This window comes from Calidithermus terrae (genome assembly GCF_003574345.1).
In the GTDB taxonomy this organism is placed as follows: Bacteria; Deinococcota; Deinococci; order Deinococcales; family Thermaceae; genus Calidithermus; species Calidithermus chliarophilus.
Genome location: NZ_QXDL01000137.1, coordinates 1 through 11,090, shown reverse-complemented (window position 1 = coordinate 11,090; position 11,090 = coordinate 1). Strand labels below are relative to the sequence as shown.

Here is an 11,090-nt window from a genome sequence, read left to right as displayed (position 1 = left end):
GAGGGTTCGGGGGGAGGTGTTTTGGCCGGGGGCTCGGCCTTGGGAGCCTTGGGGGCCGGGCCGGGCAGCCTGAGCACCTGCCCGAGGCTCAGGGCGTTGCCGCTGAGGCCGTTGAGCTCCCTCAGGGCGGCGACGGTGGTGCCGAAGCGCTTGGCGATGGAGTACAGGGTGTCGCCGCGCTGGACGGTGTAGGTGGCCTGCGGCGACGAGGTTGCGGCGTTTTCCTGAGCCAGAATGAAGGGTTGAGTGCACAGCGCTGCGCCCAGGAGCCAGGCAAGCAGGGCTTTGGCTTTCATCCAGCCGAGTGTAGCACAGCTTCCGGGCCCAATGCCCGGAATTTGCCTTAGGCGCGGGGTTCGTCGGCGGGTTCCGCGGCCGGCTTGGGCCCGGGCACGCGCTCGGCCCAGGCGATGCTCGGGCGCAGGAAGAGGGGGGCCAAGAGGGTGGTGCCCACCACCATGAACAGCACCAGGGCGTACTCCTCCTCGTTAACCGCGCCCGCCGCCAGCCCCAGCGCCGCCACGATGAGCCCCACCTCGCCGCGGGGGGCCATGCCCACGCCCACCACCACCGCCCGGCGGAAGCCCTGGGAGAGGGCGCCCAGGAAGCCGCCGACCAGCTTGCCCAGCAGCGCGATGAGCAGGATCACGCTGCCGTAGAGCAGGACGCTGGCGTTGGCGAGGGCGGCGAGCTCGAGCCGCACCCCCACCATGGCGAAGAAGACGGGGGCTAAGAAGCTCTCGACGGCCTGCACGGGCTCCTCCAGCCGCAGCTCCTCGCGCACCTCGGCCAGCAGCATCCCGGCCAGGAAGGCCCCCACGATGGGCGCGAGCCCGATGGCCGCGGCCAGCGAGGCCAGCCCCACGCCCACCAGCAGGGCGAAGCCGAAGGGGCTGCCCACCGGCAGCGACCGGACGGGGATGCGCCGCACCAGCGGCACCAGCAGCACCGCGCTGCCCACGAACACCACCGACAGCAGGCTGATGCGCACGGCGGTGCCCAGCTCGAGCGCCCCGCTCTGGGCCACCCCGTTGACCACCGCCAGCACGATCAGGCCCAGCACGTCGTCGATCACGGCCGCGCCCAGGATGATGCGGCTGTAGGCCCGCGACAGCACGCCCAGCTCCTGCAGCACCCGCGCGGTGATGCCCACGCTCGTCGCCACCAGCGCGGTGCCCAGGAAGAGCGAGGGCAGTTGCTCGAAGCCGATGGCGAGCCCGAAGAAGTAGCCCCCCACGAAGGGAAAGGCCACGCCCAGCACCGCCACCAAGAAGGCCTCCTTGCCCACCGCCAGGATGTCGCGCAGGCGGGTCTCGAGCCCCACCATGAACAGCAGGAAGATCGCGCCCAGCTCGGCCAGGAACTCCAGCACCTCCCCCTCGTGGACCAGGCCCAGCAGCGCCGGCCCCACCAGCACCCCCGCCAGCACCTCCCCGATCACGGCGGGCTGCTTGAGGCGGCGGAAGAGCCAGCCCATGAGCTGCGCGGCCAGCAGCAGGAAGAAGACCTCGAGCAGGTGCCCCGCGCCGTGCATCTAGGCCCCCCCCTGCACGAACAGCCGCAGGAAGTCGCTGCGGGTGAGCGTGCCCAGCAGGTGGTTGTGCGCGTCGATCACCAGCACCCGCCGGTACTGCTGGCCCTCCATCATGCGGGTGAGGGCGGTCTCGAGCGAGTCCTCCGGACGCACGGTCGCGAGCTCGGTGCGCATGACCTCGCTCACCGGGATCCGGGCGTAGTGGGCGTAGATCTTCTCGATGGAGCCGGGGTCTACCCACTCCCCGAAGAGCTGCAGCGCCTGCACGGTGGAAAAAGGCACGTTCTCGGGCTTGGGCAGCAGGTCATCGACCTCGAGCAGCCCGATGAGCTGCTCCTTCTCGTTGACCACCGGCAGCCCGCCGAGGCCGTGCTCGAGCATCCGCCTCGCCGCCACGATCAAGGGTTCGTCGCCCCGCACGGTGTAGGGCCGGGCCTTCATCAGCTCCTTGACTTGCATGCGGGCATTCTAACAGTGGATGCCGGGAGCTGGACGTTGATCGCCGGGCGCCGGGGCGTGGGGCGTACGTCGTACGCAGGACGCCAAACGCATGTCTTACGTCGTACGCCGTACGCGAAGCGCGAAAGGCAAAATGCTTCGGCCTTCGGCCTTGGACCCTAGACCCTCGACGAACCACGGGTCACGGGCCAGGCGACACGCGCCTCCCGCTGACGGCTGACGGCCCCATCTCAGGCGGTGTTCTCGTGCCCTTTTCGTTGGACAAAACGCCTCGAGGTGTGTTATAACTGACAGGTATGTCCTCGTGAGTCCCCTAGCGGCTTCTAGAAGAGGACGACCCGTCGCGCAGGCCACCCCACCCGAGCCCAGAGTAGCTGGGCGGGGTTTTTGGCGCGACAAAGGTTGGAGGAAACAGGCGGATGGAAGACAAGGCAACCCAGACCCCGGCCCAAGCCGGAAACCCCGAAGTTTTTAGCATGGAGCAGGCCCTCCAGGAAGTGGAGGCCCGGCTCGAGAAGACCGTTCAGCGCGGCCAGGTCATCACCGGTACCGTGGTCCTCAAGACCAACGACGGTTTCATGGTGGACATCGGCACCCGCACTGAAGGGATCATCCCTTTCAACCAGCTCACCGAGGCCAACCTGCCTCAGGAGGAGCTGGAGAAGCTCCTGAAGCCCGGCGATGAGGTCACGGTCTACGTGGTGCGCGCCGACCTGGAGAACGGCCAGGTGATCCTCTCGAAGAAGCGCGCCGAGAGCGACCAGTCGTGGGTAAAGCTCCAGGAGCTCTTCGAGAAGGGCGAGCCCGTGGTCGTCCAGGTCCAGGAGAAGGTCAAGGGGGGTCTGGTGGCCCTGATCGAGGGCGTTCGTGCCTTCCTCCCCGCCTCTCAGGTTGACCTGCGCCGCACCCCCGAACTCGACGAGTACGTGGGCCAGAGCGTCGCGGTCAAGATCATCGAGCTCAACCGCAAGAAGGGCCGCGTGATCCTCTCGCGCCGCACCATCCTCGAGGAGGAGCAGAAGAAGCTGCGCTCCGGCCTGCTTTCCAGCCTCCAGGAGGGCCAGGAGGTCGAAGGCCAGGTGGTCGAGGTCACCGAGTTCGGCGTCTTCGTGGCGCTGGGCGGCGTTGACGGCCTGGTGCACCGCTCCGAGATCACCTGGGGCCGCTTCACCCACCCCCGCGAGGTCATCTCCAAGGGCCAGACCGTGCGCGCCAAGGTGCTCTCGGTGGACGCCGACCGCGAGCGGGTCAACCTCTCGATCAAGGCGCTGGTGTCCGACCCCTGGATCAACGTCAGCGAGAAGTACCCCATCGGCTCGCGCGTGAACGGCAAGGTGGTGGGCCTGACCCAGTTCGGCGCCTTCGTGGAGGTGGAGCCGGGCCTCGAGGGCCTCATCCACATCAGCGAGCTCTCCTGGACCAAGCGCCCCAAGCACCCTTCTGAGATCCTCAAGGAAGGCCAGGAGGTCGAGGCCGTGGTGCTGCGCATCGACCCCGAGGAGCGCCGCCTGAGCCTGGGCCTGCGCCAGACCCAGCCCGACCCCTGGAAGACCCTCCCCGACCGCTACCCGCCGGGCACCCCCATCAAGGGCAAGGTCACCGGCCTCACCGAGTTCGGCGTGTTCGTGGAGGTCGAGCCGGGCATCGAGGGCCTGATCCACGTCTCCGAGCTGGATTACCAGCGCATCGAGAAGCCCTCCGAGGTTTTCAAGAAGGGCGATGAGGTCGAGGCCGTCATCCTCAACATCGACCCCGTCGAGCAGCGCGTCTCGCTCTCGCGCAAGCGCCTGCTCCCGCCCCCCATGCCCAGCGAGGCGGGCGAGGAAGACCGTCCCCGCCGCGGCATGGGCCTGGGCCGCGAGGGCCGTCCCGACCAGCGCCCCGGCGCCGGCAAGCGCAAGAAGGGTGGCCGCGAGGGCCGTGGCCGCGACCGCGACTACGACATGGGCGGCATCGACGGCGGCTACTCCGGCTCCTACTCCTCGGGCGAGGCCGCCTCGGCCAGCGTCAAGCTCGGCGACATGTTCGGCGACCTGCTCAACCAGCTCGACCTCGAGGAAGAGACCGAGAAGAAGTAAGCTTCATCGCGTTTCCCGCAAACACCCGCCGACCCCGGCGGGTGTTTTACCCCGCACGGCCCGGTTGGCCGTGCGGGGTATTCGTGCGACCGCTCCCACACCGAAGGAGGGGGAGACGTCGCTGTGAGCTGCGCCGGGGCCTCGCCCTTGCCCGAGCGGACAAAGGAAAACGGCCCCTCAGGGGCCGTTCGTCTGAAGCAGGTATTATACCGGCTTCACAAAGATCCGCTTCAAATCCGTCAGGGGTACATCTTTGTGAAGCCCAGGGCACACCCCTCCCTGACGGTCGGCGAAGAAAGCGTATCCCTTCGGTCGGGGTGGATCGTCTCCCGATGGGAGGCGATCCACCCAAACCGGGTGTTAGAGCAGGGAGAGGAGCTTGTTCTTGACCTGCTTGGCGTCGAGGCCCTTGAGGTTCATGCCCTTGGAGCGCTCGACGATCTCGTAGACCTTGTGCACGTGGGTGGTGGCGACCTTGAAGGTGATGCTGTGCTCGCCGACCTGCACGGTGACCTTGCGCAGGTTGGGGGTCTGCCAGCGCTTGGAGATGCCGGTGGTCTTCTTACCCACGCCGCCATCGGCCTTGGCCTTACCACGGCGGATGATGCTGTTGACCACCATGGGGCGCTTGCCGCTAATTTCGCAAATCCTCGACATTGCTTTCCTCCGCCTAGCTGGCTGCGGCCAGCGTCACGACAACGGGCAAGAGTATAGCACATCCGGCCCGGCTAAGCCAAGGTCAGGCCCCACAGCCCGTCGAGAGCGCCTCACGGAAGCCCTTTCCGTCCCACTCGAGCACGCTCAGGGTGTAGCCCTCGTAGAAGGCGTCCCAGAACACCAGCTCCATCCGGCCGTCGCCGTTGAGGTCGTAGACGCCCACCACGTCGAAGCGCAGGGCGTAGGGCTGGGGCGCTGAGGCGCCGGGGCCGGAGGGCCGGGCGGTGACGGAGGCGCCGAGCTCGAGCGTCTGTAGGCTGGCGGGGTCGTCGCTCGCCAGGCGGCGCACCACGGCCAGCGAGTAGTCGCCCGCCTCGCCGTGGCCGGGCGGGAAGGGCCCGTCGCGCCCGGCGTAGCGCGTCGCCGCCAGGATCACCTCCTGGCGGCCGTCGCCCTCGAGGTCGGCCCGCAGCACGCGGGTGAGCCGGACCTGGGGGTCCCGCAGGCCCTTGCGGGCCAGGAGGCCGCGCACCACGGCGGCGTAGGGGCTGTTGGCGGTGGGCAGCTCCTCCACCGCGCGCGGCTGGAGGTTCCAGGGGGCGGTGGTGGCGACGACCCAGCGGGCGGGGGAGGGGTTGGGGCTCAGGGCCACCCCGTAGTTCCAGCCGCAGGGCTCGCCGCTCTCGGGCCTCGAGCCCTGGGCCTCGCCCAGCGCCGTAGGGCCCGCGAACACCCGGTAGTGCTCGCCCCCCGCGACGCCGGGGACCGTTCGTTGGGCCTCCACCCACCGGCCGTCCCGGCTCGAGCCCAGCAGGTCAGCCCGCTCGGACCCGGGCAGCCGTACCAGGACCGGGTGAGAGCCCCGGGCGGCGGTGTCGGCCCAGCCCAGGCCCAGCAGGAGCGGGAGGAGGAGCGTCCAGGGTCGGGCCATGACCTGCCCAGCGTAGCAGAACCGCGCGGCGTGGCCGAAACCGGCACGGTTGGATAAACTGGGCCGGTATGCCAGGGATCGCGATCATCGGGGCCCAGTGGGGCGACGAGGGCAAGGGCAAGGTCACCGACGCCCTCGCGCAGGACGCCGACTACGTGGTGCGCTACCAGGGCGGGGCCAACGCCGGCCACACCGTGGTGGCCCACGGCAAGACCTTCAAGCTCAACCTCCTGCCCACCGGCGTGATCCACCCCCAGGCCACCAACGTGCTGGGCGACGGCATGGTGATCGACGCCTTCCGCTTCGCCGAGGAGATGGGCAACATCCGGGCGGAGGGCCTCGAGCCCAGGGTGCTGGTCTCGGAGAAGGCCCACCTGGTGCTGCCGCACCACAAGCACGTGGAGAGCCGCAACAACTTCGTGGGCACCACCAAGCGCGGCATCGGCCCGGCCTACTCCGACCGGGCGCGGCGGGTGGGCATCCGCGCCGGCGACCTCCTCGACGAGGCGGTGCTGCGCGAGCGGGTCGAGACCTTGCTCGTCGAGAAGCCCAACTCCACGCGCGAGGCGGGATGGGACTCGCTCGAGAAGGCCCTCGAGGAGCTGGGGCGCATGCGCGAGATCCTGGCCCCGCACGTCGCCGACACCGGCAGGATGCTGCGCGAGGCCATCAAGCAGGGCAAGAAGGTGCTCTTCGAGGGGGCCCAGGCCACCCTGCTCGACCTCAACTACGGCGACTACCCCTACGTCACCAGCTCCCACCCCACCGTGGGCGGCATCATCGTGGGCGCCGGGGTGAACCACAAGGCCATCAACAAGGTCTACGGGGTAGCCAAGGCCTACGCCACCCGCGTGGGCAACGGCCCCTTCCCCACCGAACTCCCCGAGGACGAGGCCGAGCACCTGCGGCAGAAGGGCGGCGAGTTCGGCGTGACCACCGGCCGGCCCCGCCGCACCGGCTGGCTCGACCTGCCGCTTTTGAAGTACGCCTGCGAGGTCAACGGCTTCGACGGCCTGGTGCTCACCAAGCTCGACGTGCTCAGCGGCTTCCCCAAGGTGAAGGTGGGGGTCGAGCACACCCCCGATGGCGTGCGCTACGCCGAGCTCGAGGGCTGGGGCGAGCTGGCGGGCATCAGCACCCGCGAGGCGTTGCCCAAGAGCGTGATCAGCCTCATCGAGATGATCGAGGAGTACACCGGGGTGCCGGTGGTCATGTTCTCCACCAGCCCACGCCGCGAGGACACCTTCGGCGCAGTGAGCTGGGTCTGAACGCCGCCGAGCGCAAGACGGCGCGGCGGGAGCCCGGGCCCAGGAAGGGCAGGGAGCAGCCTTTCGGCCGTCAACCGTCAGCGGGCGGCAGGAGGCTGGTGGCTCGTGGTTCGCCCCACCCCGTCCCTCCCCGCCCGCGGGGAGGGTTTATCCCCCCGGCCCCCCTTGCTAAGGGGGGTGACAAGGGCGTTTCGCGTCTTGCGTTTGGCGTTTTGCGTACGACGTACGACGTACGACCCGCCCCCGGCGCCCGGCTACCGGCCCAGCGCGAAGGGGTTGAAGTCGGTGTCGCGGTCGTAATAATCTTCGCCCTCGCGCCTCTTGAGGAAGCCCACCACCGCGTAGGTGACGGGGGTGAAGAGCACCTCGACCCCCACCTTGAAGACGTAGTTGGAGACGAACACCGTCCACAACAGGCTGTTGTCCCACACGCCGTAGAAGGCGATGAGCAGGAAGATGCCGGTGTCGAGGCCCTGGCCCACCAGCGTCGAGCCGATGGTGCGCACCCACAGCCAGCGCCCCTGGGTCGCTATCTTGAGCTTGGCGAGGATGAAGCTGTTGACGAACTCGCCCACCCAGTAGGCCACCAGGCTGCCCAGCACGATGCGCGGCACTAGGCCCAGGATGGTGGAGAAGGCCTGGGCGGTGCCCTGGCTCTGCGGGTCGGCGGGGGTGGGGAGGAGGTTGACGAGGCCGAAGGTCAGCGCCGCCAGCATCAGCAGGAAGAAGCCGGTCCAGATGACGCGGCGGCTGCGCTTGTAGCCGTACACCTCGGTGAGCACGTCGCCGAAGATGTAGGCCAGCGGGAAGAGGATGGTGCCGCCGTCGAAGGTGAAGGGGCCGAGCAGCACCACCTTGGTCGAGGCGACGTTGGAGACGATCAGGACCACCACGAACAGGGCGGTGATCAGGTCTAGGTAGCGGTAGGTCTTCATGGGCGAGCCCTCAACAAAACAAGAGTCTACCCCTTCAGGGGCTCGAGGGCACGCAGGATTAGGCAGCCTACGGCGCGTGGCTCGGCAGCCACGCACAAGGCAAAATTCCATGGGGGCGCAAGCCCTTGCGCCCCCCACAGCATTCGACGTTCAGCGTTCGGCTATCGGCCATCGACTACCGACCCTAATCCCCCTGCGACGTGATAAACGGCAAATTCCGGTCGAACTGGCTGCGGTCGAGGCCGTAGCCGTAGACGAAGGCGTCCTCGATCTCGAAGCCCAGGTAGTCGATGGGGACTTCGACGCGGCGGCGGGCGGGCTTGGAGAGGAGGGCGGCGACCTTGAGGCTGGCGGGCTGGCGGGCCTCGAGCATGCGCAGCAGGTAGTTGAGGGTGATGCCGGTATCGACGATGTCCTCCACCACGATCACGTGGCGGTTGGCGATGGGGATGCGCAGGTCCTTGAGCACCTCGACCTCGCCGGAGGTGCGGGTGGAGTTGCCGTAGGAAGAGACGGCCAGGAAGTCCATGCTCAGGGGGAGGTCGATGGCGCGCACCAGGTCGGCCATGAAGATGAAGGCCCCGTTGAGCACGCACACCAGGTGGGGATCCTGGCCGGCGTAGTCGCGGGCGATCTCGGCGCCCAGGGCCTTGATGCGGCCCTGGATCTCGGCTTCAGTGATTTGAACGCTTCCCTTTCCGGGATGGAAGATGCTCACGTTGCGATTTTACTCGAGCCTCGCGCGGCTTTTGGGTCCGGTTCCGATCGGCGGGGTTTTCGGACGCTGCGGCTCGAGGCTTAGCCTGCGCGGCCTGCTTGCGGGGTTTGGCGGGCGCTTCCGGGGTGCTCCGGGGTTTTTCGCGCGCCGGGTGGGGCCTGGGGCGCCGGGCCTCCCGGGCGGGCTCGGACGGCTGCGGCTTCGGGCGCTGCGGCTTGGGCTTAGGGGGCTCGGCGGTGAGGGCGGCGATCTCCTCGGGGCCCAGGTAGCGCCACTCGCCGGGCTTGAGGCCGCCGAGCTCGAGCATGCCGATCTGGGTGCGCACCAGCCGCTCGACGGGGTAGCCCACGGCCTTGAGCATGCGCCGCACCTCGCGCTTGCGGCCTTCGGTCATGACCAGCCGGGCGCCGCCGTTCATGGGCTTGGCCTCGAGGGCCTTGGCGGGGCCGTCCTCGAGCTCGACCCCGCTCACCAGGCGCCTGCAGGCGGCCAGGGAGACCTCGCCGCCCCGGCACCAGGCCCGGTAGACCTTGCGCACCCCGTAGCGCGGGTGGGTGAGGCGCTCGGTGAGGTCGCCGTCGTTGGTGAGCAGGAGCAGCCCCTCCGACTCGCGGTCGAGGCGGCCCACCGGGTGCAGCCCCGGCACGTCGGGCACGAGCTGGTAGACGGTGCGCTCGGCGTGGCGGTCCTGCTTGGTGGTGGTGACGCCGGCGGGCTTGTGCAGCGCGATGACCACCTTGCGCTGGGGCAGCCGCACCCGCTCGCCGTCGAAGTGCACCACGTCGCCCTCGCCCACGCTGCTGCCCAGGCCGGCCACCTGGCCGTTGACGGTGACGCGTCCGGCCCGGATCAGCTCCTCGGCCTTGCGGCGGCTGGCGATACCGGCTCGAGCGAGAAATTGCTGAAGTCGCATATCTCCTTACTTTAAGCCACGCCGCCGCCGTATCCTACAGAGGACGCAAGACCGAGGGGGGATTATGGCCGGGAAATTCGTGCTCCAGCGTACGGCAGACGGGCAGTACCTGTTCAACCTCCAGGCCGCCAACGGCGAGGTCGTGCTCACCAGCGAGCGCTACATGAGCAAGGACGCGGCGCTCGCGGGCATCGCCTCGGTGCGCATCAACGCGCCCATCGACGCGCGCTACGAGCGGCTTAGCTCGAGCGACGGCCGCCCCTACTTCGTGCTCAAGGGGGCCAACGGGCGCGTGCTCGGGCACAGCGAGACCTACGGCTCGGCGGCGGCGCGGGACCGGGGGATCGACTCGGTGGAGCACCACGCCCCGGAGGCGGAGCTCGACGACCGCACCTAGCGCGGCCTGGCGCAGGCGTTAGCATGGCCCCATGAACCCTAGCGACTTGGCCGCGCTCGCCGAGCAGGTCCGCGCAGGCATGGAGCAGCACCAGGTCCCCGGCTTAGCCATCGGGATCTGGCACGACGGGGAAGAGTGGGCCGCGGGCTTCGGCGCGACCAGCCAGGACCACCCCCTGCCCGTCACGCCGGAGACCCTCTTCCAGATCGGCTCGACCACCAAGACCGTCACCGCCACGCTGGTGCTGCGGCTGGTGGAGGCGGGGAAGCTCGAGCTCGACGCGCCCGTGCGGCGCTACCTCCCCGAGCTGAAGCTGCAGGACGAGGACGCGGCCCGCCGCGTCACCCTGCGCCACCTGCTCACCCACACCGGCGGCTGGGCCGGCGACCTCTTCGTGCGCACCGGCGACGGCGACGACGCGCTGGCGAGGTACGTGGCCGCCATGGCCGGCCTGCGGCAACTGGCCCCGCTGGGCGGGCTGTGGTCGTACAACAACGCCGGCTTCGCCCTGGCCGGGCGGGTGGTCGAGGCGGTGACGGGCCGGCCCTACGAGCGCGCCTGCCGGGAGTGGGTGCTCGAGCCGCTGGGCCTGAGCCAAAGCTTCTTCTTCCCCGAGGAGGTGATGGTGCACCGCTTCGCGGTGGGCCACCTGCTGCGCGGCGGGCAGCGCACCATCGCCCGCCCCTGGGCCTTAGCCCGCAACGCCAACGCCGTGGGCGGCCTTTCCTCCACCGTGCGCGACCAGCTCCGCTACGCCCGCTTCCACCTGGGCGACGGCCGCAACGAGCAGGGCGAGCGGGTGCTCTCGCCGGAGTCCATGCGGCTGCTGCAGACCCCGCAGGTGCCGGCCGCCGACGGGCAGGAGATGGGCCTCTCCTTCTTCCTGCGCGACGTGGGCGGGGTGCGCGTGGTGAGCCACGGCGGGGCCACCAACGGCCAGATGTCGGCCTTCTGGTTCGTCCCCGAACGCGACTTCGCCTGCACCATCCTCACCAACGCCGACCACGGCCGCTTCCTCAACAACCACCTCACCGCCTGGGTCCAGAAGCACCTGCTGGGCCTCGAGGCCCCCGCTTCTGGCTGCCGAAGGGGCAACCGCTGTCGAAGGGGTTGCGGGCTTGAACGGCGCGATGGCCGGGCGCGGGTCGTGCGTCGTACGTCCTACGCCGTACGCTGTACGCGAGACGCCTTGTTCCCCCC

General features: G+C 69.4%; 12 protein-coding genes. 4 read left to right on the top strand and 8 right to left on the bottom strand.

Features of this window, described 5'->3' with window-relative positions:
* From Mterra_RS23460 to Mterra_RS14515, 3 genes are all read right to left on the bottom strand, one after another.
* On the bottom strand, positions 1-296 hold a 296-nt coding region (locus tag Mterra_RS23460; protein ID WP_147372811.1), incomplete at its 3' end, for a LysM peptidoglycan-binding domain-containing protein.
* Positions 297-343: 47 nt separating this feature from the next.
* A complete protein-coding gene (locus Mterra_RS14520; protein ID WP_119315829.1) occupies positions 344-1,534 on the bottom strand; it encodes a cation:proton antiporter in 1,191 nt (396 codons plus the stop codon).
* Positions 1,535-1,993, bottom strand: a complete 459-nt coding sequence (locus tag Mterra_RS14515) for a CBS domain-containing protein (protein ID WP_119315828.1) — start codon at positions 1,991-1,993, stop codon at positions 1,535-1,537.
* A gap of 419 nt (positions 1,994-2,412) precedes the next feature.
* On the opposite strand from Mterra_RS14515, the gene Mterra_RS14510 reads away from it, so the two are divergent.
* A complete protein-coding gene (locus tag Mterra_RS14510) occupies positions 2,413-4,071 on the top strand; it encodes a 30S ribosomal protein S1 (RefSeq protein WP_119315827.1) in 1,659 nt (552 codons plus the stop codon).
* 360 nt (positions 4,072-4,431) lie between these two features.
* On the opposite strand, the gene Mterra_RS14505 is transcribed toward Mterra_RS14510, so the two are convergent.
* Together Mterra_RS14505 and Mterra_RS14500 are read right to left on the bottom strand one after the other, a co-directional pair.
* Positions 4,432-4,728 carry a large ribosomal subunit protein bL28 gene (locus Mterra_RS14505; RefSeq protein ID WP_027893686.1) on the bottom strand — a complete coding sequence of 99 codons (297 nt, stop codon included), beginning with the start codon at positions 4,726-4,728 and terminating at the stop codon, positions 4,432-4,434.
* 82 nt (positions 4,729-4,810) lie between these two features.
* Complete coding sequence (locus Mterra_RS14500; RefSeq protein ID WP_119315826.1) at positions 4,811-5,659, bottom strand: hypothetical protein; 849 nt, start codon at positions 5,657-5,659, stop codon at positions 4,811-4,813.
* Positions 5,660-5,727: 68 nt separating this feature from the next.
* On the opposite strand from Mterra_RS14500, the gene Mterra_RS14495 reads away from it, so the two are divergent.
* On the top strand, positions 5,728-6,927 hold the full coding sequence (locus Mterra_RS14495; protein ID WP_119315825.1) for an adenylosuccinate synthase: 1,200 nt from the start codon (positions 5,728-5,730) through the stop codon (positions 6,925-6,927).
* A 254-nt stretch (positions 6,928-7,181) separates the two neighbouring features.
* Here Mterra_RS14495 and Mterra_RS14490 read toward each other — a convergent pair whose 3' ends face one another.
* The 3 genes from Mterra_RS14490 to Mterra_RS14480 all read right to left on the bottom strand — a co-directional run bounded on the left by Mterra_RS14490 (position 7,182) and on the right by Mterra_RS14480 (position 9,493).
* Positions 7,182-7,862, bottom strand: a complete 681-nt coding sequence (locus Mterra_RS14490; protein ID WP_119315824.1) for a queuosine precursor transporter — start codon at positions 7,860-7,862, stop codon at positions 7,182-7,184.
* 184 nt (positions 7,863-8,046) lie between these two features.
* The gene (gene hpt / locus Mterra_RS14485; RefSeq protein ID WP_170159677.1) at positions 8,047-8,574 is read right to left on the bottom strand and encodes a hypoxanthine phosphoribosyltransferase; all 528 of its coding nucleotides are present in this window, start codon (positions 8,572-8,574) and stop codon (positions 8,047-8,049) included.
* A complete protein-coding gene (locus Mterra_RS14480) occupies positions 8,537-9,493 on the bottom strand; it encodes a pseudouridine synthase (RefSeq protein ID WP_119315822.1) in 957 nt (318 codons plus the stop codon). Before Mterra_RS14480 ends, hpt begins: the two co-directional genes overlap by 38 nt.
* A gap of 64 nt (positions 9,494-9,557) precedes the next feature.
* Between Mterra_RS14480 and Mterra_RS14475 the strand changes: the two genes are divergently transcribed.
* Both Mterra_RS14475 and Mterra_RS14470 read left to right on the top strand, forming a co-directional pair.
* Entirely contained in the window at positions 9,558-9,890 is a 333-nt protein-coding gene (locus Mterra_RS14475) for a YegP family protein (RefSeq protein ID WP_119315821.1), read from the top strand.
* Between the two features lie 31 nt (positions 9,891-9,921).
* A partial coding sequence (locus tag Mterra_RS14470) for a serine hydrolase domain-containing protein (protein ID WP_147372809.1) occupies positions 9,922-11,090 on the top strand: 1,169 nt, incomplete at its 3' end.